This is a genomic window from Burkholderia pyrrocinia (assembly GCF_022809715.1).
In the GTDB taxonomy this organism is placed as follows: Bacteria; Pseudomonadota; Gammaproteobacteria; order Burkholderiales; family Burkholderiaceae; genus Burkholderia; species Burkholderia pyrrocinia_C.
The window spans coordinates 1,319,617-1,338,974 of sequence record NZ_CP094459.1 but is presented as its reverse complement, the minus strand read 5'-3'; the positions used below and the strand labels follow the sequence as shown (position 1 = coordinate 1,338,974).

Genomic DNA, 19,358 nt, shown 5'->3' with positions numbered 1-19,358 from the left:
TCGGCTTCCGACGGCTGGAAATTGCTGGCGATACTACGGAAGTGCGTGCTTCACGTCAATAAAAACACCGAAAACTCAGCGAAATCCTACATTTGGAGCAATTTTTACAGACTCCGCTTGAGCTTTGGAGTCCTCCGGAAATCATCATCTGAACCGGTTTTTCCACTCCCGCATCAGCGTAAACGCCGCCAGACGATCCGGCACCGTTTCGTGAAGCTCGGCCTCGAGCGTCGCATGGATGGCGGCGCTGTCCGCGCGCATGAACGGGTTCACCGCGCGCTCGTGCGCGATCGTCGTCGGCAGCGTCGGCACGCCGCGCGCGCGCAGCGCCTGCGCGTCGTCGCGCCACGCGGCGAGCGCCGCATTGCCGGGCTCGCACGCGAGCGCGAAGCGGATGTTCGACAGCGTGTATTCGTGTGCGCAATGCACGCGCGTGTCGTCCGGCAGCGCCGCGAGCGCGTCGAGCGATGCGAGCATCTGCGCGGGCGTGCCTTCGAACAGGCGGCCGCAGCCGCACGAGAACAGCGTGTCGCCGCAGAACACGTGCGGCACCGCAGCGCCCTGCCCGGCCGCCTGGAAATAGGCAATGTGGCCGCGCGTATGACCGGGCACGTCGAGCACGTCGAACGCGACGGCCGGCGCGTCGAGCGTCACGCGATCGCCGCCCGAAAGCGGCCGCGTGACCACGCCGATCGCCTCGGCCGCAGGGCCGTAAACGGTGAGCGGCACATCGGCCGGTTGGCTATTGCGCAGCGCCTCGACACCGCCGACATGGTCGGCGTGATGGTGCGTGAGTAAAATAGCGGTCAACCGCCAGCCTCGTTCGGCAAGAACCCGGCGCACCGGCGCGGCTTCACCCGGATCGACGGCGATCGCATCGCGGCCGTCCGAGACGAGCCAGATATAGTTGTCTTCGAATGCCGGCACCGGCACGTATTCCAGCTCGTTCATGGGCGCGCAACCATCGTTATGCCTGATCGTCAAATTATAGACTGGCCCGCCTGGACCGACTCGCCTCCCGGCCGCTACGTGCTGGACTGGGAGCAGGCGCAGCTCGACCGGATCGTGTCCGACGTCTTCGGGTTCCACGCGCTGCAGCTCGGCCTGCCGCAGCTCGACGCGCTGCGCGAGAACCGCATGCCGTATCGCGGCCTCGTGCTCGATCCGGCGAGCGGCGCGAGCGCGCCGTACCAGTATCCGTGGGCGCGCGAAGCGCACGCGCCGGAGCACGCGCCCGCCGATCGCAGCACGACGTGGTGCGACCTGCTCGACCTGCCGTTCGAGTCGCAAAGCGTCGACCTGATCGTGATGCCGCACACGCTCGAATTCACGTCCGACCCGCACCGCCTGCTGCGCGAGGCCGAGCGCGTGCTGATGCCGGAAGGCCAGCTCGTGATCACCGGCTTCAATTCGCTCAGCCTGTGGGGCATGCGGCAATCGTTCGGGCGCATGGCGAACCGCCCGTTCGTGCCGGCCACGCGCGACCAGATCGCGTTCATCCGGCTCAAGGACTGGATCAAGCTGCTCGGCTTCGACCTCGAACGCGGCCGCTTCGGCTGCTACCGGCCGCCGCTCGTCACCGACAAGTGGCTGGCCCGCTACGGCTTCATGGAAGCCGCGGGCGACCGCTGGTGGCCGATCTTCGGCGCCGTCTACATGGTGACGGCCGTCAAGCGCGTGCGCGGCATGCGCCTCGTCGGCCAGATCAAGATGAAAAAACCCGTGCTCGCGCCAGGCCTGACGCCCGCGGCCTCCCCGACCACCCATCAAGAACATTCATGACAATCGATACGATCGACATCTATACCGACGGCGCCTGCAAGGGCAACCCCGGCCCCGGCGGCTGGGGCGCACTGATGCGCTACGGCGACCGTGAAAAGGAGCTGTTCGGCGGCGAGCCCAACACGACCAACAACCGCATGGAGCTGATGGGCGTGATCGCCGCGCTCGAGGCGCTGAAGCGGCCGTGCCAGGTGATCGTGCACACCGATTCGCAATACGTGCAGAAAGGCATCAGCGAGTGGATCCACGGCTGGAAGAAGAAAGGCTGGGTCACCGCGGCAAAGACACCCGTGAAGAACGCCGACCTGTGGAAGCGGCTCGACGCGCTCGTCGCGCAGCACGAAATCGAGTGGCGCTGGGTCAAGGGTCATGCGGGCCATCCCGAAAACGAGCGCGCGGACGCGCTCGCGAATCGCGGCGTCGAATCGCTCACGGCCTGAACGCCGGCCACTCCCCTGTTTCCTTCGTTTTCCCCGACATGCGCCAGATCATTCTCGATACCGAAACCACCGGCCTGAACGCCCGCACGGGCGACCGCCTCATCGAAATCGGCTGCGTCGAGCTGCTGAACCGGCGGCTCACCGGCAACAACCTGCACTTCTACGTGAACCCCGAGCGCGACAGCGATCCGGGCGCACTGGCCGTGCACGGCCTCACGACCGAATTCCTCAGCGACAAGCCGAAGTTCGCGGAAGTCGCCAGCCAGATCCTCGACTTCGTGAAGGACGCCGAGCTGATCATCCACAACGCGCCGTTCGACCTGGGCTTCCTCGACGCCGAATTCGCGCGGCTCGACCTCCCGCCGTTCACCGAACATTGCGGCGGCGTGATCGACACGCTCGTGCAGGCCAAGCAGATGTTCCCCGGCAAGCGCAACTCGCTCGACGCGCTGTGCGACCGCTTCGGCATCAGCAACGCGCACCGGACGCTGCACGGCGCACTGCTCGACTCGGAGCTGCTCGCCGAGGTGTATCTCGCGATGACGCGCGGCCAGGACAGCCTCGTGATCGACATGCTCGACGACGCGGGCGCCGACGGCGGCGCGGCGAACGGCCAGCGCGTGTCGCTCGCCGCGCTCGACCTGCAGGTGGTGGCCGCCAGCGACGACGAGCTCGCCGCGCACCAGGCGCAGCTCGACGAACTCGACAAGTCGGTCAAGGGCACGTGCGTGTGGCGCAAGTCCGCCGACGCGGGCGCCGCCGAAACGGCCTGACGCGCGGCACGCACTGCGGCCGCGCTTACGCGCGCGGCTGCAGTGCGATGACCGCCATCCCGCCGAGCGCGAGCACCGCGCCGGCCACATCCCAGCGGGTCAGCGCGATGCCGTCGACCACCCGCAGCCAGACCAGCGCTACCGCGATATACACGCCGCCGTACGCGGCATAAGTACGTCCGGCCGCGCTCGGGTGCAGCGTCAGCAGCCACGCGAACAGCGCGAGCGACAGCGCGGCCGGCACCAGCAGCCAGGCCGGCCGGCTGCCCTTCAGCACGAGCCACGGCAGGTAACAGCCGACGATTTCGGCCAGTGCGGTGGCGGCGAACAGCGCCGCGATCCTCATCAGTTCGGTCATTCGGTTCCTCGTGAATTCGGCCCCGTCGCCGGGGCGCTGCACGGCCCCGCCGCGCGCCGCCGATCATACCCGAGCAGGCCGCCCCGGACGCCCCGCTAGACGGGCGTCTCCCGGCAATTTGCACGATCATCCGTCATCGTGCTAACATGTCGCCTGTTTCAACATTCAATCTCTGTCTATTCGATTTCGAGAGAAGTCCGTCCGCGCATTGCGGGCCGGCGCTTCGACCGAAATTGCACCCACAGGAAAGCCCGCCCGACAGGCCCGCTTTTCTCGTTTCGTTGCCCCTTTCGGGGCGCTTGCCGGAACGCCGGACCTCCGTCCGCGCCGGCATCTGCCGCCAGCATCACGCGGCCCATTCTTCATGAGCGCACTGTCGCGACGGCCCATCGGGCCCGCGTCGAAGCAGCCCCTTACGGCCCTTTGCTGCCCGTTGCGCAGTAAGTGCTTAATGGCCTGCCCCGACGCGCCGCGCACGACACCGCGCTTGCAGGCAAACCGTGTCGGACGGCCCGCCCGTTCCGGCGCAGTCAAAGGAGTGCATGACCTTGACCGCAACACACGTCAGCCCGACCGCTGCTTCTTCCTCCACTTCGTCCGGCGACGCTCCGCTCGCCGCGGACGACATAACCGTCGTCGACCAGAGCCTGCTCAAGCGCGCCGTCAGCGCGATGGCCATCGGCAATGCGATGGAATGGTTCGACTTCGGTGTGTACAGCTATATCGCCGTCACGCTCGGCAAGGTGTTCTTCCCGTCCAGCAGCCCGTCCGCGCAGCTGCTCGCGACCTTCGGCACGTTCGCAGCCGCGTTCCTCGTGCGCCCGCTCGGCGGCATGGTGTTCGGCCCGCTCGGCGACCGCATCGGCCGCCAGCGCGTGCTCGCCGCGACGATGATCATGATGGCCGCCGGCACCTTCGCGATCGGCCTGATCCCGAGCTACACATCGATCGGCATCATGGCGCCCGTGCTGCTGCTCGTCGCGCGTCTCGTGCAGGGCTTCTCGACCGGCGGCGAATACGGCGGCGCGGCCACCTTCATCGCCGAATTCTCGACCGACAAGCGCCGCGGCTTCATGGGCAGCTTCCTCGAGTTCGGCACGCTGATCGGCTATGTGATGGGTGCGGGCGTCGTCGCGCTGCTGACCACGTCGCTGTCGCAGGAAGCGCTGCTGTCGTGGGGCTGGCGCGTGCCGTTCCTGATCGCCGGCCCGCTCGGCCTGATCGGCCTCTACATCCGGATGAAGCTCGAGGAAACGCCCGCGTTCAAGCGCCAGGCCGAAGAGCGCGAAGCGCAGGACAAGGCCGTGCCGAAGGCGCGCTTCCGCGAAACGCTGATGCGCAACTGGCGTGCGCTGCTGCTGTGCGTCGGCCTCGTGCTGATCTTCAACGTGACCGACTACATGGTGCTGTCGTATCTGCCGAGCTTCATGTCGTCGACGCTGCACTTCGACGAATCGCACAGCCTCGTGCTGGTGCTGCTCGTGATGGTGCTGATGATGCCGATGACGCTCTTCGCCGGCCGCCTGTCCGACCGGATCGGCCGCAAGCCGGTGATGCTCGCCGGCTGTGTCGGGCTGCTCGTGCTGTCGATCCCGTCGATGATGCTGATCCATGCGGGCACCACGGCGTCGGTGTTCGGCGGCCTGCTGGTCCTCGGCGTGCTGCTGTCCTGCTTCACCGGCGTGATGCCGTCGGCGCTGCCGGCGCTGTTCCCGACCGAGATCCGCTACGGCGCGCTCGCGATCGGCTTCAATGTGTCGGTATCGCTGTTCGGCGGCACGACGCCTCTCGTTACCGCATGGCTCGTCGACGTGACGCACAACCTGATGATGCCCGCGTACTACATGATGGGCGCCGCCGTGATCGGCATCGTGTCGGTCGTCGCGCTCGCGGAAACCGCGCGCCAGCCGCTGAAGGGCTCGCCGCCGGCCGTCGCGACGCGCCGCGAGGCGCACCAGCTCGCACGCCAGCTGCGCGAGGACGACGACTCGGAGATGTACAGCGTCGTGTCGCCCGCACGCGCCTGAGCGTCGCCCATGAAAAAGCCCCGGCCGAAGCCGGGGCCCGATCGAATCCGATCCGCCCGACCGGCTTGCGCCGGCCGGGCTTTTTTTCATCCTTTGGCCGCGAGCGCCCTCATGCGTGCGCTTCGCCGTGACGGCAGAAGATCAGCGCACGCGAGCGCGACACCGCCGCCTGCGCGCCGCGTGCCGCGACGATCAGCCCGACCTGGCCGAGATTGAAATCGCGCTCGACCATCAACTGCGTCAGCGCGGCAAGCGGCAACACGACGGACGGGTGGTACAGGCTTGATTCGAGCAGGGCTTTCATCATCGGCTCCATCTGGCAATGCGTGATTCGATGGAGTGGATTCTAGGGACCGGCCGCTTCCGGATAAACGGCGCGAATGCGAAGTCACTTGTCGGCCACCGAGAACAATCGGCGGCGGCTTGCCGGGTGCGGCCGAGCGGCCGGCAGGCAGCGGCGCGGGGCGGCCTTGCGCCCCGCCGCCAAGGGCCGCCAGGCCTAGACGAGCGGCGTTTCGACGAACGCCGGCAGCGCTTCCGCGCGCGCCGAATGCGCGGCGAGCGCCGGATAGCGGGCCGGATCGATTCGCGCGAGCGCCGGGTAATCGGCCGCCATGAACTGCGTGAAGCGCCACGCGACCGCGACCGTCACGTCGGACTGCAGCAGGCGTGCGCCGCCGAACCAGCCGTTCGCGGCCGCGACGAGCGGCTCCAGCTCGCCGTACGCGCCCTCGAGCTGGCTCAGCACGCGCTCGATCCACGGCGCGTGCTGCTTGTCGGACGGGCGCAGCGCCTGCTCGTAGACGACCTGCACGGTCTTCTCGGCCGCCGCCAGCGCGAAACCGACCGGCACGAGCGCGCGCAGCCGCGCGTCGGCGGCGTCGGGCAGCAGGCGCCGCTCCGGCGCGACCAGGTGATCGAGATAGTCGACGATCAGCGACGAATCGATCAGCGTCGCGCCGTCGTCGGTCACGAGCGTCGGCGCCTTGACGACCGGGTTGACCGCCCTGAACTGTTCGAAATGACGAAACACCGAGATCGATTCGTGTTCGAACGGCAGGTCGAGCAGCTTCGCCGAAATGGCGACACGGCGCACGAACGGGGAATCCAGCATGCCGATCAGCTTCATCGCAAACGCTCCGCTTGAGGGGAATGGGACCGACGACTGTAGCAGCGTCGCGAGCCGTCGCCTAGCGTGCTCGTATGCGCGTCCGCTTGATACGTATCAGCGCCCCGCTACCCGGCCACAGTGACCATAATGCAGATTCACGCCCCTTCCGTCCCAAGGTTCGCCATGTGGTATGCCCTCGTCGAGCAGCAGCGGGAATGGATGCGCGCCTGGCGCGCGGCGACGCGGCACGCGTTCGATGCGTGGCCCGCGGCGACGCTGCCGCAAGCCGCGTCGTCGTGTTACGACGACCTGTTCGAGCCGCTGCTCGGGCAGCCGGCCGGGCCGCCGCGCTTCGACCTCGGGCGATCCGCCATCGGCGAACGGGTCGCCGCGCACACGCCGTTCTGCGACCTGCGGCGCTTCACGCGCGCCGATGCGCGGCGCACGGTGCTGCTGTGCGCGCCGCTCGCCGGGCACGCGGCCGTGATGATGCGGGAAACCGTCGAGACGCTGCTCGCCGACGGCGACGTCTGCGTGACCGACTGGCGCAATGCGCGCGACGTGCCGCTCGCGTCGGGCCGCTTCGGGCTCGACGAGTATGTCGCGACGCTCGACGGCTTCATCGACGGGCTCGCGCTCGACGATCGGCCGCTGCACGTCGTCGCCGTGTGCCAGGCGACCGTGCCGGCGCTCGGCGCGCTCGCGCTGCGCGCCGCGCGCGGCCTGGCGCCGCCCGCGAGCATCACGCTGATCGGCGGCCCGCTCGACCCCCGCCTGAATCCGAGCGCGCTCGGCACCGCGGCAGCCACCCGCTCGCTCGGCTGGTGCCGCCGCCACCTGATCGACATCGTGCCGCCCGGCTTCGCGGGGCACGGCCGCCAAGTGTTCCCGACCTATCTCCAGCAAGGCGAGATCGCGCTGATGTACCCGCAGCGTTTCATGTCGCTGGTCGAGGCGTACGCGCTGGCCGCGTCGCGCTTCGACATGGCCGCGCTCGCCGGCGCACGGCGCGCGCTGCTCGAATACACGGCGCTGCTCGACATGCCGGCCGAATATTTCCTCGACACGGTCGACATCGTGTTCCAGCGCATGTGCCTCGCGAACGGCACGTGGGACGTCGGCGGCCGGCGCGTCGAGCCGGGCGCGCTGCGCGGCGTCGCGCTGCTGACCGTCGAAGGCCGATGCGACGCGGTCACGGGCGCCGGCCAGACGCATGCGGCACTCGACATGTGCAGCGGCCTCGCGGCCGACGAGCGCTATCGCGTCGATGTCGACGATTGCGATCACTACGGGTTGTTTACCGGCGCGCGCTGGCTCGGCAATGTCCATCCGATGCTGCAGCGCGTGTTCGCGCTGGCCGAGGCCGGCCGCCCTCGGCCGCGCTCGCGCCGGATCAGGCGGGTGTGATGCCGCGTTGCGTGCGGGCCGCGTCGAGCAACGTACGCACCTCGTCGTCGCTCGTTTGCCCGAAGCGCGCGTAGAACTGGCTGATCCCGAAGAACGGGCGCGGCTGCGATACCGCGACGAACGCGTCGGCCAGGCCGTCGAACGCGTGCTCCGCGCCCGCCGGCGCGACCGGCGCAGCCGCCACGATCCGCGCCGGGTGGCGCTCGCGCAGCGCCTGCAGCGCGGCACGCATCGACGCGCCGGTCGCGACGCCGTCGTCGACGACGATCACGATGCGCCCGTCGACCGGCAGCGGCGGCGCAGCGCCGCGATACAGCGCTTCGCGGCGCTGCAGCTCGGCCGTCTCGCGCACGATCACGTCGGCGAGCTGCGCGTCGGTCACGCCCATCGAGCGGATCACGGAACGCTGCAGATGCATCGCGCCCCCCGTTGCGATCGCGCCCATCGCGAGCTCGGGCTCGCACGGCACGCCGAGCTTGCGCACGACCAGCACGTCAAGCGGCGCGCGCAGCGCACAGGCGACCGGATACGCGACGGGCACGCCGCCGCGCGGCAACGCGAGCACGACGACGTCGCTACGCCCCGCGTAGTCGTCGCTCAGCGCGTCGGCCAGTTGGCGGCCCGCATCGGCGCGATTGGCAAAACACTCGGTCAAGATCGGCTCCCTGCCGTTGCGCCGGATGCGCGAAACGCGCGCCGGCGCCTGTCAACGAGCATGGTTCATCGGCAGCGCCGATGCAAGCGGGGTCACACCGGCGTGCACGACGCCGAGGAAAGGGTCAGAGGCCGCCGGCCTGCCGGTACAGCCGCCAGAACGACTGCGCGTAGGATTGCGCGAGCTCGGGCGCGCGCTGGAACACGTTGACCGTCTCGGCGTGCGCGGCCGCACCGTCGGACAGCGTCGTCAGCGCGACGCTGTCGTCGACGATCACGAAGCGCGGCGCGGGATCGCCGTGCCGCGAATCGATCGCCACGTCGATGCCCGCGGATTTCAGATAGCCTGCGCCGCTGTACCTGCCCGCGCGCGGTGAGCGCACGAGCACGACGCGCACCTCGATCCCGCGCGCACGGGCCGCGCGCAGCGCGCTCGCGACGGCGGGCGGCATCTGGGTATAGCCGGCCAGCAGTACGCGGCGCTGCGCCTGTTCGATCAGGTCGACGGTCGCGTCGGCCGCCGCGTTGTCATACGAAAAATACGTGCCGACCGATGCGGCATCGGACGGAATCCGGCTGGCGTGGGCGCTCGCCGCGCAGCAAAGCGCGGCGAAAAAGAAGGCGGCTGGTCTCATGGCGGGCGCCATTGTAGCGACGCCAATTCGCGTGGCAAGCGCCGCCTGCGACGCTGCTGCGCCGGCGCAACACACAGTACGGAACGGATGCCCGGCGGGGGTGTTTCAGGCCGGTTTTCGGGCCGCCGGTCAGCCGGCCGCGACGCGCGCGAGCCAGTTCGTCACGCCGTCGACGGAACGGAAATCCGCGAGGCTGCGCGCCGGCAGCGCGGGATACGCGCCGCCTGCCATCTCGGCCAGCGCGCGCCCGGGGCCGAGTTCGAGAAACGCGGTCGCACCTGCCTCCACGCAGGCGGCGAGACAGGCCGCCCACTCGACCGGCTCCGCGATCTGCCGCGCGAGCTTGTCGAGGCCCGCGTCGATATCGAGCACCGACGCGCCGTCGATGCCCGAAAACAATCGCGTGCCGGGCAGCAGCCTGCGCACCCGCACGTCGGCAAGCGACGCGCGAAATACCGGTACGGCCGCTACGAGCCGGCGCGTGTGCGACGCGATCCGCACGCACACGGGCGCGACGCGCAGCGCACCGGCGCGCGCGGCGCCGTCGGCCACCGCATCGACATCGGCCTGCCGCCCCGCGACCACGAATGCGTCGCCGGGGTTCGCGATCGCGATCGCCGCGTCGCGGCCGGTGCACAGCTGCGCAAGCTCCTCGCGCGTCAGGCCACGCACGAATGCCATCCGCTCGTCGCCGCCGCTCGCCGCATCCATCGCGCGCGCGCGTGCGTCGGCCAGATCGAGCGCGTCATGCGGATCGATCATCCCCGCGACGCTCCAAGACGCGACCTCGCCGACGCTGTAGCCCGCGACGCAGCGCCGGCGCGGCCACGCCGCGTCGAGCAGCGCGGCCGCCGCAAGCGCCTGGACGGTGCAGAGAATCTGCGCGGCGCGGTTCTCGCGCAGCGCGTCCGGTCCGGCCTGCCGGACCCACGCGCGCGGATCGTCGCCGAGGAGCCGGCCGGCATGCGCGAACAACGCATCGGCCTGCGGCGCCGCGCCCGTCAGGTCGAACATGTCGGCGCGCTGCGCGCCTTGTCCCGAACAGAGGATCGCCAGCGTCATCGCGCGTCCCCGTCGGCTTCGAGCGCATCGACGAATACACTCATCGCGAGCAGGTCGGCCGCGCCGCCCGGACTCAGCCGGCGCGCAACGAACGCACGATGCGCGGCCACCGCGCGCAGCCGCCAGTCGTGGGCGCGCACACCGCCGCGTGCGACGAACGCACGCGCGGTCGCCCGAGCGAAATCGAGGCCGGTCTGCCCGCCCCGGTGCAGCAGGTTCGTATCGTCGAGCGCGGCGATCAGCGCAAAGCACGCGGCGACGCGCGCGGCTTCCGGATCGTCGGGCAGGTCGCGCTTCGCACGGCGCAGCGCGGGCAGCCCGATCGCGTACACGGTCCTGAAACCTTCCGCCGCTTCGCGACGCGCGCCGCCGACGCCGTAGCGTCGGCTCGCGCGCTCGCCATGGCTGTCCGGCAAGCGCGGGCCGCCGAGAATATCGGTGCCCCAGCGGCGGGACACGAACGCACCGAGCGTCGTTCCGCCCGGCACGGCCCCCGGCATTGCGCGCCGGCCCGCGGCAGCACACAGCAGCCCGAGCCCGAAGATCGCGCCGCGATGCGTATTGACGCCGCCGGTCGCCGCAAGCATCGCGTGCTCGGCACGCAGGCCGATCTTGCGCAGCACGGCCATGTCCGCATCGCGCGCGCCCGCGTCGGCGAGTTCCGCGAAGTACGGCCGCAGCACGGCGGCGCTGCGCGCGAACGTTGCGGCATCCATGTCCGAATGACTGCCGGTGTCGACGTGGCTGACGAGCCCCGGCTTCGGATAGGTGTCGATCTCGAGCACGAGGCTGCGCTCGGCCAGCTCGGCGATGCGCTCGGCAGCGGACGGCGCCGGTACGCGGCAGGCGGCCCATGCGCTCATCGCGCATCTCCGGTGAACGCGCCGGCAGGCATCAATTCGACGGCGATCGCGGTCTTGACCGCGACTTCGGGCAGCCGCGCGTGCATTTCGCGCCAGTTGACGCCTGCGCCGTCGGCGCGCAGCAGTTCGCCGTCGATGCGCATCGGCGCACGCGCGTCGATCGCCGCGAGGCCGTCGAGCAGCGGTGCGAGCGACGCGGCATCCGGCAGCGGAAACACGATGTCGAGATCGGACGACGCGCCCAGGTATCGCTCGCCCGTCAGCGCCTGCCACGCGAGACTGCCGAACACGCGGCCCTGGACGCCGCAGCGCGCGCCGAGCGCATCGAGCTCGCGCAACGATGCGTGCCACGCATCGGGCGCGGCGGAAAGCACGTCGGCCAGCGCGGGCAGCGGGCCGACCGTCGCGAGCGCGTCGGTGGCAACGTTCAGCGCGATGCGCCGCTTGCCCGCGGCAGGCGGCAGCGGCAGGCCGAGCGGCACGCGGCCGGCATCGGCCTCGTCCGGCGACGCGCGGCGCACGATCAGCGGCCAGCCGCGTTCGGCCCACGCGCGCACGAGCGGATCGGCCGCGAGCGCGGGATCGCGCGCGAATGCCGCGCCCCACCCCGCCGCCGTCAGCGTGACGAGCGTGTGGCGGCGCAGCGGCATCTCAGCGTGCGGCACGCGCGAGTTCCTCGACGCGCCGCGCGACGTCGGCCGCAACCGGCCGGCCGCGCGCCGCGCGCCGGTCGATGCGGTCGGCCGGTTTGCCGAGCCATTCGACGACCTGCACGTCGAGCGCACGGGCCGGATCGAGCACCGCATCGACGGCGCCCATCTTCACGAGATTGTCGAGCCCGGGCGCGAACACGGGCGTCGAGCGCGCCATCTCCTTCAGCACGTCGATCGGCAGCTTGGTCACGCGCGACATCGACGGCAGGTCCATCACTTCCGGCTCGGCGCCCGGCACCGCGAGCAGCGTGCGCGTCGCGAGCGCGGTCGCGATGAATGCGCCCGCGGCCGTGTGGCCGTACAGCACGCCGATCGTCCGGTGCCCGGCGAGATCCGCGTGCATCAGGCACTTCGCGAGATGCGACAGCCCTTCGTTCAAGCCGAGCAGTTCGTCGCGCTTGCTCATCCGCTGGCTGTCGCTGTCGACGAGCACGAGGATCGGCGTGCCGCCGCCGCGCGCGATTGTGTCGAGCACGCACGACGCGAGCGTCAGCGCCTCGTCGATGCCGAACGGCAAACGGTCGGCGACGCCGATCACGTCGACGCGCGTGCCGGCCAGTTCCGCGTGGCCCGTCAGCAGGCCGCCGGTGCGCGCGATCGAATGGCCTTTCGGAAACAGCGAGTTCAGGACTTCATCGAGCGTCATGCGGGCTCTCCTGCAATTGATCCGCGAGCGTCGCGAATGTGTCGTCCGGCATTCCCGGAATCGCATCGGGCGTGTCCGCACCGAGCGCACGCCATACGTCGAGCGCATCCTTGCATGCGCCGAACCGTTCGACACGCGCCTCGAGGCGCGCCTGTTCGGCACGCAGCATCGCCGCATCGAACGTCGGCGCACGGCCGATCAGGTCGAGCGCGGCCGCGCGGAACGCATCGGGCGTATCGGCGACATAGCGGTCCGCACCGCCGATCAGCCGCCGGTGCTTGCCGCCCATCGTGCGCCAGATCAGCGCGCGGTCCTTCGCGTCGAATTCCTCGACGCCGCGATTCGTCTCGATCACTTCGGGGCCCGACACGCTGATGCGCCCCTGCTCCGACACCGCGAGCGCCGAACAGCACGCGGCGAGCAACCCGCCGCCGCCGTAGCAGCCCGCGCGCCCGCCGATCAGCCCGATCACCGGCACGCCGGCCGCGCGCGCATCGACGAGCGCACGCATGATCTCGGCGATCGCCAGCTCGCCCGCGTTCGCTTCCTGCAGCCGCACGCCGCCCGTATCGAACAGGATCAGCACCGGCTTGCCGACTTCGCGCGCGGCGCGCAGCAAGCCGGTGAGCTTCGCACCGTGCACTTCGCCGAACGCGCCGCCCATGAAGCGGCCTTCCTGCGCGGCGACGAACACCGGCTGGCCGTCGAGCCGGCCGTGGCCGACTACCATCCCGTCGTCGAACTGCTGCGGCAGGTCGAACAGCGGCAGGTGCGGGCTCGTCACACGTTCGGCCGGCCCGAGGAATTCGCTGAAACTGCCCGCGTCGAGCAACCCGTCGATGCGCTGCCGCGCCGACGCTTCGTACCAGCTCGCGCCGTTCGCGACGAACGCCGGCGCGTCGTGGATCACGTCGGTCATCATGCGTCTCCCTCGATCGCGCGCACGGCCTGCGCGAGCCGCAGCGACACCATGTCGGGCCGCGCGCCGCCGTCGTTGATCGACAGCTTCAGGCCGCCCGGCGTGCGCCGCTCGACGAAATCCGATACGACGGCCTGCCACACCGCGCCGAAGCCGACGGCCGCGGTGCGGATATCGATCTCGCATTCGTTGCCCGGCAGCACGCGCTCGACGAGCACTTCGAGATTGCCGGACGCGACCACGCCGACGAGCGCCGCGGCCCGTTCGCCCTTCGCGCGCTCGCGCGCGGTGAAGCGATAGTTCAACTGTTCCATGCCCTCTTCCTCACCAGTTGCGGAACCGGGCCGGCGGCGCATAGAGCCCGCCCGACCAGTGCACGAGATCCTTGATCGAGCGCGCTGCGAGCCAGCGGCGATCGGCGTCGAGCGGATCGATGCCGAGATCCTCCGGGCGGCGAATCACGCCGCGCTCGCGCAGCCGCTCGACCATTTTCCGGTCGCGGCCGCGGCCGACCTCCGTATAACCGGCGACGCCGCGGATCGCGTGCTCGCGCTCGTCCTTGTCGCGGCACATCAGCAGGTTCGCGATCCCTTCCTCCGTGACGATGTGCGTGACGTCGTCGCCGTAGACCATGATCGGCGCGAGGTCGAGCTGCAGCTTGTCAGCGAGCTTCAGCGCATCGAGCTTCTCGACGAACATCGGCACGTTCTTGTCGCCGAACGTCTCGCCGATCTGCACGACAAGCTTGCGGCCGCGCCGCAGCGCCGCCGGCGTGTCGGGGTCGGCTTCCGCGCCGGCCTTCAGCCACGGCTCGCTCGGATGACGCCGCCCGCGCGCGTCGCTGCCCATGTTCGGCGCGCCGCCGAAGCCGGCGATCCGCTCGGCCGTGACCGTCGACGAATGGCCGGACAAATCGATCTGCAGCGTCGAGCCGATGAACATGTCGCACGCATAGAGGCCGGCCGTCTGGCAGAACGCGCGGTTCGAGCGCAGCGACCCGTCGGGGCCCGTGAACCACACGTCGGAGCGCGCGCGGATATAGTCGTCCATCCCGACCTCGGAGCCGAAGCAGTGGACCTGCTCGACCCAGCCCGATTCGATCGCCGGAATCAGCGTCGGGTGCGGATTGAGCGCCCAGTGCGTGCAGACCTTGCCCTTCAGCCCGAGCTTCTCGCCGTAGGTCGGCAGCAGCAGCTCGATCGCGGCGGTGTTGAAGCCGATCCCGTGGTTCAGGCGCTTGATGCCGTACGGCTCGTAGATGCCCTTGATCGCGAGCATCGCGGTGAGGATCTGCGTTTCGGTGATCGCGGCCGGATCGCGCGTGAACAGCGGCTCGACGTAGAACGGCCGGCCGGCCTCGACGACGAAATGCACGCGGTCGCCGGGAATGTCGACGCGCGGCACCTTGTCGACGATGCGGTCGACCTGCGCGATCACGATGCCGTCCTTGAACGCGGTGGCCTCGACGACGGTCGGCGTGTCCTCGGTGTTCGGGCCCGTGTACAGGTTGCCGTCGCGGTCGGCGCTGACCGCGGCGATCAGCGCGACGTGCGGCGTGAGGTCGATGAAGTAGCGCGCGAACAGCTCGAGATAGGTGTGCACCGCGCCGAGCGCGATCTTGCCGCCGAACAGCAGCTTCGCGATCCGCTGCGACTGCGGGCCCGAATACGCGAAGTCGAGACGCTTCGCGATGCCGCGCTCGAACACGTCGAGATGCTCGGGCAGCACGACGCCCGACTGCACCATGTGCAGGTCGTGCACCTTCGCGCTGTCGACGTCGGCGAGCGCCGTCGCGAGCAGGTCGGCCTGCTTCTGGTTGTCGCCTTCGAGGCACACGCGGTCGCCGGGCCGCAGCACCGCTTCGAGCAACGCCACGGTGTCGCGCGCATCGACCCGCTTGCCTTGCGCGTAAGCCGCGCCGGCCGCAAGGCGTGCATCGCGCGCCTGCCGCGCGTGATTCCATCCCGTCATGAACAGTTCTCCCGCTTCGATGGTTCAGCGGCATTCTAAGCCTGGCGCCGCCGCCGATTGATGATGTTGACGAATGCGACTCAGAGGTCGCCGCGATGGATGCGGCCCGCGTGCGGGCCGCATCGCATGGGCCTAGCCGCCGACCAGCGCGCGCGTCGTGAAGAACAGCACCGACGGGCCGAGCAGGCAGCCGACGCCGGTATGGAACGTCGCGACCAGCGCGCCGTACGGGACGAGCCGGCGGTCGGTCGCGGCGAGCCCCGCGCTCACGCCGCTGACGGTGCCCGCGAGGCCGCCGAAGATCATCGCGGAACGCGGCGTCTTCAGGCCCATGAAGTTGGCAGCGACCGGCGTGCCGACCATCACGATGATCGCCTTCACGAGCCCCGTCGCGATGCTGAGCGCGATCACGTCGGAGCTCGCACCGATCGCCGCGCCCGTGACGGGCCCGACGATGTACGTGACGGCACCCGCGCCGATGGTCGTCATGCTGACCGCGTCGGTGTAGCCGAACGCGCGTGCGATGCACGCGCCGACGATGAACGGCAGCACGGTGCCGAGCAGCAGCGATACGACGCCGACGAGCCCGGCCTTGCGCGCCTCGGTCGGCTGCACTTCGAACGCGGTCGCGACGATCGCGAAATCGCGCAGCATCGCGCCGCCCATCAGGCCGACGCCCGCGAACAACGGCACGTCGGCGAGTCCCTTCTCGCCGCCGGTGAACGCGCCGCCGACATACGCGAGCGCCAGACCGATCACGATCGCGATCGCGGAGCCGTGCACGCGGCCGAACGTGAGCTTGCGCGACGCAATCGACGACAGCCACATGATCAGGCCGACCAGCGCGAACGACGCGACGAGCCCGTTGTGGGCGACGACTTTTTCGAGCATCTGCAGCATGGCGGCCTCCGTTACTGTTCTTCGAATTGCGGCACGCCCGCGAAGGCCGTGTCGTCGCGCCCCATGCGCACGAGTACCGCGATGCAGCATGCGCAGATCGCGACCGCGCCGACGGCGGCCAGCAGCGCGACCGGGCCGCCCTTCAGCGCGGCGACGACGTTCTGGTTCGCGGCCATCGCGACGACGACCGGGATGTACATCGCGCCCCAGAAGCCGACGCCGGCCTCGGTCTCCTTCGGCAGCCAGCCGCGCCGGTGCAGCCACAGGCGCAGGCAGATCAGCAGCAGCATCGCGATGCCGACCCCGCCGACGTTGGTCTTCACGCCGATGGCCGTGCCCAGCAGGTCGCCGAGGAACAGTCCGGCCAGGTGGCAGAACGCCAGCAGCGCGGTTCCGTAGATGATCATGTGTCGTCTCCAGTCTCTTCGTGACGGGCGCCTGACGCGTGCGGGAGGCGGGCCCGCACGCCGATACCGTGCGCGGACTTGTCTCCTGCGGCGGTGCGCCGCGGCCCGGCGGCTCGTCGTGCGGGCGCGTTCTCGGGCGGTCGATGGGATGATGCGGTTTCGGGCCGGACGCCGGATGCCGTAGACTGACCGAAGCAGCCGCCGGCACGACGCGGGCCACGCGTCCAGTTCGTCCCGTTATACGGGCCGCACCGGGGCGTGATCCGATACTAGCGCCGCAATATCCGGCCATTTATGAAGTTGTCGAAACCGATTCAGTGGATTTAGCAATGCGCCCGTTACCGCCCGAGCTGCTGCGCAGCTTCGTCGCCGTCGCCCAGTCCGGCAGCTTCACCGCCGCGTCCGAACGCGTGAACCTGTCGCAGTCGACCGTCAGCCAGCACATCCGCCGCCTCGAGGAGCTGCTCGACCGGCCGCTGTTCGAGCGCGACACGCGTAACGTGCACCTGTCGCAGCACGGCGACGCGCTGTTCCGCTACGCGGTGCGCATCCTCGAACTGATGGACGAAGCCGTCACGTCGGTGTGCGGGCCGCCGCTGTCGGGCAAGGTGCGGCTCGCGATGTCGGAGGATTTCGCGTCGACGCACCTGACGTCCGCGCTCGCGAGCTTCGTGCAGCGCAACCCGGAAGTCGAACTGGCGATCTCGACCGGGCTGTCGGGCGACCTGTTCGACGCGCTCGACGAAGGCCGGCACGATCTCGTGTTCGCAAAGCGCATCGCGGGCAGCCGGCGCGGCCGCGTGATCCGCAGCGAGCCGCTGTACTGGTGCACCGGCCCCGATTCGCGGATCACCGGCCACGAGGCCGTGCTGCCGCTCGCATTGCATCCGGAGCCGAGCGTGTCGCGGCGCCGCGTGCTCGAAACGCTCGACGCGATCGGCCGGCCCTACCGGATCGCGGTGGTGAGCAGCAGCATCGCGGTGCTGCGCGCGGCCGCGAGCGCGGGGCTCGGCGTCAGCGCGTTCGCCGGCTACGTGATCCCGGCCGGGCTCGCGCGGCTCGACGCGGGGCTGCCCGAACTCGGCGAACTCGAATACGTGATCGACCGGCCGGCGGCCGCGTCGCGCTCGACGCTCGCGCTGGAAGCCACGCTGATCACGGCAGCGGCGGAGTTGTAGCGGCAACAGCAGCGACGGCGGACGACGCGCATGCGCGGCCGTGCCCGCAACTGACAGCTTTGCCCGGAACGCGTCATCGTCCGCGCAGCACCCGCTCGCGACAATGGGACCCATCGGAACGCACGGCAAGCCGCCGTGCGCATCCGGTGTCCCGTCCCCTTGATCGGAGCACACCATGAACGTCTTGCGATTCGCCGTCGCGACCGCCGCAGCCGCGCTGCTGTCCCCCGCCTTTGCCCAGACCGATGCCGCCGCGCCCGAACAGGGCCTGACACGCGCGGAAGTCATCGCCCAGTTGAAGCAGGCCTATCTCGACGGCGAACTGCCGACGAACGACGGCAACTATCCGCCGAGCGCCGCGACGCGCGCGCGCAACCGCGAACTCGTGCAGGCCGCCAGCCCCGCGTGGCTCGCCCAGACGCCGCAGGCACCGCAAACGGCAGCGCAGCAGTAGCCGAGCGCGGCCCGGCCGATCGCGGCCCGGCCGATACCCGGCGCTGCGACGCGGTCAGGGCAGGAAGCTGCGGCGCCGCGCGTCGATCAACTCGACGAGCAGCCGGTCGCGCTCGGCCGCCAGCTCCTGCATCGAATGCTCGCCCTGGATCGCGCGCAATTCGTCGGTCAGCTTGCGGTCGACGTCCGGATCGAACGAAGGCGTGCCGAGGTCGCCCCACCAGCTCGTGATCGGCCCCGACAGGTGTTCGAGGAAGTGCGCGATCCCGCCCGCGCCGCCGCCGAGGTGATAGGTCAGGCACTGCCCCATCAGCCCCCAGCGCAAGCCGGGGCCCCATGCGACCGCCTTGTCCGCATCGGCCACGCTCACGACGCCTTCGCCGACGAGGTGATACACCTCGCGGAACAGCGCAGCCGCGAGCCGGTTCGCGACGTGGCCGGTCATCTCCTTGTTGAGGACGATCGTCTGTTTGCCGAGCGCATCGTAGAAATCCTTCACGCGCGCGATCACGTCCTGGCCGGTCGCGTCGCCGCCGACCAGCTCGACGAGCGGAATCAGGTGCGGCGGGTTGAACGGATGCGCGATCAGGCAGCGTTCCGGATGCTTTGCGCACGCGGTCTGGATGTCGGACATCTTCAGGCCCGACGAACTCGACGCGATCGGCACGTGTGCGGGCAGCACGTCGTCCATCTGCCGGTACAGCGCGCGCTTCAGGTCGAGCCGTTCCGGGCCGTTCTCCTGCACGAAGTCGACGCCGTCGAGCGCACGCGAGAGATCGGCGTCGAACGATAGCCGCGCGGAAAATTCGGCGGCCCGTTCGCCGAGAAACGCGGCCAGCGCGTCGCGCAGCCGCGCGTCGGCCTGTGGCGCAGGATCGGTCGCGACGACGTCGAAGCCCTGCGTCAGATAGAAAGCGGCCCAGCTCGCGCCGATCACGCCGGCGCCGACGATCGCGATGCGTCGAATGTCCATGGTTGTCCCGTCTCGTTGGTCTGCAAATAGATCGCGGCGATTGTCGCATCGAATCGCACGGGCACGCGTTGACGCAAGTTGCAGAT

23 protein-coding genes are annotated in these 19,358 nt (G+C 70.0%); 7 read left to right on the top strand and 16 right to left on the bottom strand.

Features of this window, described 5'->3' with window-relative positions; translation table 11 throughout:
- Positions 1-144: 144 nt before the first annotated feature.
- Complete coding sequence (gene gloB, locus MRS60_RS06360; RefSeq protein ID WP_175750038.1) at positions 145-951, bottom strand: hydroxyacylglutathione hydrolase; 807 nt, start codon at positions 949-951, stop codon at positions 145-147.
- A gap of 18 nt (positions 952-969) precedes the next feature.
- Here gloB and MRS60_RS06355 point away from each other — a divergent pair, with 18 nt between their 5' ends.
- The 3 genes from MRS60_RS06355 to dnaQ are packed head-to-tail and all read left to right on the top strand — an operon-like array spanning position 970 to position 2,995.
- Positions 970-1,782, top strand: coding sequence for a class I SAM-dependent methyltransferase (locus MRS60_RS06355; protein ID WP_034183269.1), 813 nt, complete (start codon positions 970-972; stop codon positions 1,780-1,782).
- Positions 1,779-2,222: a ribonuclease HI gene (gene rnhA, locus MRS60_RS06350; RefSeq protein ID WP_034183268.1), complete on the top strand. Its 444-nt coding sequence runs from the start codon at positions 1,779-1,781 to the stop codon at positions 2,220-2,222. The genes MRS60_RS06355 and rnhA overlap by 4 nt, the downstream gene beginning before the upstream one ends.
- 38 nt (positions 2,223-2,260) lie before the next feature.
- Positions 2,261-2,995, top strand: a complete 735-nt coding sequence (gene dnaQ / locus MRS60_RS06345; RefSeq protein WP_243565403.1) for a DNA polymerase III subunit epsilon — start codon at positions 2,261-2,263, stop codon at positions 2,993-2,995.
- Positions 2,996-3,020: 25 nt separating this feature from the next.
- Here dnaQ and MRS60_RS06340 read toward each other — a convergent pair whose 3' ends face one another.
- Complete coding sequence (locus MRS60_RS06340; protein WP_034183266.1) at positions 3,021-3,353, bottom strand: YnfA family protein; 333 nt, start codon at positions 3,351-3,353, stop codon at positions 3,021-3,023.
- A 542-nt stretch (positions 3,354-3,895) separates the two neighbouring features.
- On the opposite strand from MRS60_RS06340, the gene proP reads away from it, so the two are divergent.
- Positions 3,896-5,380 (top strand): glycine betaine/L-proline transporter ProP, encoded by a 1,485-nt coding sequence (gene proP, locus MRS60_RS06335; protein ID WP_034183265.1) that lies wholly within the window; start codon positions 3,896-3,898, stop codon positions 5,378-5,380.
- 109 nt (positions 5,381-5,489) lie between these two features.
- Here proP and MRS60_RS06330 read toward each other — a convergent pair whose 3' ends face one another.
- Entirely contained in the window at positions 5,490-5,687 is a 198-nt protein-coding gene (locus MRS60_RS06330) for a hypothetical protein (protein ID WP_034183459.1), read from the bottom strand.
- Between the two features lie 192 nt (positions 5,688-5,879).
- Positions 5,880-6,509 (bottom strand): glutathione S-transferase family protein, encoded by a 630-nt coding sequence (locus MRS60_RS06325; RefSeq protein ID WP_034183264.1) that lies wholly within the window; start codon positions 6,507-6,509, stop codon positions 5,880-5,882.
- A gap of 165 nt (positions 6,510-6,674) precedes the next feature.
- Between MRS60_RS06325 and MRS60_RS06320 the strand changes: the two genes are divergently transcribed.
- On the top strand, positions 6,675-7,898 hold the full coding sequence (locus MRS60_RS06320; RefSeq protein ID WP_105392998.1) for a polyhydroxyalkanoate depolymerase: 1,224 nt from the start codon (positions 6,675-6,677) through the stop codon (positions 7,896-7,898).
- On the opposite strand, the gene MRS60_RS06315 is transcribed toward MRS60_RS06320, so the two are convergent.
- From MRS60_RS06315 to madL, 11 genes are all read right to left on the bottom strand, one after another.
- The gene (locus tag MRS60_RS06315; RefSeq protein ID WP_243565402.1) at positions 7,885-8,553 is read right to left on the bottom strand and encodes a phosphoribosyltransferase; all 669 of its coding nucleotides are present in this window, start codon (positions 8,551-8,553) and stop codon (positions 7,885-7,887) included. The two genes, MRS60_RS06320 and MRS60_RS06315, sit on opposite strands and share 14 nt — an antisense overlap.
- 124 nt (positions 8,554-8,677) lie before the next feature.
- Positions 8,678-9,199 (bottom strand): phospholipase D-like domain-containing protein, encoded by a 522-nt coding sequence (locus MRS60_RS06310; RefSeq protein ID WP_034183261.1) that lies wholly within the window; start codon positions 9,197-9,199, stop codon positions 8,678-8,680.
- Positions 9,200-9,316: 117 nt separating this feature from the next.
- Entirely contained in the window at positions 9,317-10,249 is a 933-nt protein-coding gene (gene mdcH, locus MRS60_RS06305) for a malonate decarboxylase subunit epsilon (RefSeq protein ID WP_243565401.1), read from the bottom strand.
- Complete coding sequence (mdcB, locus tag MRS60_RS06300; protein WP_243565400.1) at positions 10,246-11,112, bottom strand: triphosphoribosyl-dephospho-CoA synthase MdcB; 867 nt, start codon at positions 11,110-11,112, stop codon at positions 10,246-10,248. The genes mdcH and mdcB overlap by 4 nt, the downstream gene beginning before the upstream one ends.
- The gene (gene mdcG, locus MRS60_RS06295) at positions 11,109-11,777 is read right to left on the bottom strand and encodes a malonate decarboxylase holo-[acyl-carrier-protein] synthase (protein ID WP_105393005.1); all 669 of its coding nucleotides are present in this window, start codon (positions 11,775-11,777) and stop codon (positions 11,109-11,111) included. Before mdcG ends, mdcB begins: the two co-directional genes overlap by 4 nt.
- Positions 11,764-12,471 carry a biotin-independent malonate decarboxylase subunit gamma gene (gene mdcE, locus MRS60_RS06290; RefSeq protein ID WP_243565399.1) on the bottom strand — a complete coding sequence of 236 codons (708 nt, stop codon included), beginning with the start codon at positions 12,469-12,471 and terminating at the stop codon, positions 11,764-11,766. Before mdcE ends, mdcG begins: the two co-directional genes overlap by 14 nt.
- On the bottom strand, positions 12,458-13,393 hold the full coding sequence (locus tag MRS60_RS06285; protein WP_105393001.1) for a biotin-independent malonate decarboxylase subunit beta: 936 nt from the start codon (positions 13,391-13,393) through the stop codon (positions 12,458-12,460). The genes mdcE and MRS60_RS06285 overlap by 14 nt, the downstream gene beginning before the upstream one ends.
- Entirely contained in the window at positions 13,390-13,704 is a 315-nt protein-coding gene (gene mdcC, locus MRS60_RS06280) for a malonate decarboxylase acyl carrier protein (RefSeq protein ID WP_069617090.1), read from the bottom strand. Before mdcC ends, MRS60_RS06285 begins: the two co-directional genes overlap by 4 nt.
- Before the next feature lie 10 nt (positions 13,705-13,714).
- The gene (mdcA, locus tag MRS60_RS06275) at positions 13,715-15,361 is read right to left on the bottom strand and encodes a malonate decarboxylase subunit alpha (protein ID WP_034183255.1); all 1,647 of its coding nucleotides are present in this window, start codon (positions 15,359-15,361) and stop codon (positions 13,715-13,717) included.
- Between the two features lie 132 nt (positions 15,362-15,493).
- Positions 15,494-16,261 carry a malonate transporter subunit MadM gene (gene madM, locus MRS60_RS06270; protein ID WP_034183254.1) on the bottom strand — a complete coding sequence of 256 codons (768 nt, stop codon included), beginning with the start codon at positions 16,259-16,261 and terminating at the stop codon, positions 15,494-15,496.
- An 11-nt stretch (positions 16,262-16,272) separates the two neighbouring features.
- Positions 16,273-16,668 (bottom strand): malonate transporter subunit MadL, encoded by a 396-nt coding sequence (gene madL / locus MRS60_RS06265; protein WP_034183253.1) that lies wholly within the window; start codon positions 16,666-16,668, stop codon positions 16,273-16,275.
- 329 nt (positions 16,669-16,997) lie between these two features.
- Here madL and MRS60_RS06260 point away from each other — a divergent pair, with 329 nt between their 5' ends.
- Complete coding sequence (locus MRS60_RS06260; protein WP_034183252.1) at positions 16,998-17,846, top strand: LysR substrate-binding domain-containing protein; 849 nt, start codon at positions 16,998-17,000, stop codon at positions 17,844-17,846.
- Positions 17,847-18,021: 175 nt separating this feature from the next.
- Positions 18,022-18,300 (top strand): DUF4148 domain-containing protein, encoded by a 279-nt coding sequence (locus tag MRS60_RS06255; protein ID WP_129514200.1) that lies wholly within the window; start codon positions 18,022-18,024, stop codon positions 18,298-18,300.
- A 54-nt stretch (positions 18,301-18,354) separates the two neighbouring features.
- On the opposite strand, the gene MRS60_RS06250 is transcribed toward MRS60_RS06255, so the two are convergent.
- Complete coding sequence (locus tag MRS60_RS06250) at positions 18,355-19,272, bottom strand: 3-hydroxyacyl-CoA dehydrogenase NAD-binding domain-containing protein (RefSeq protein ID WP_243565398.1); 918 nt, start codon at positions 19,270-19,272, stop codon at positions 18,355-18,357.
- Positions 19,273-19,358 lie beyond the last annotated feature (86 nt).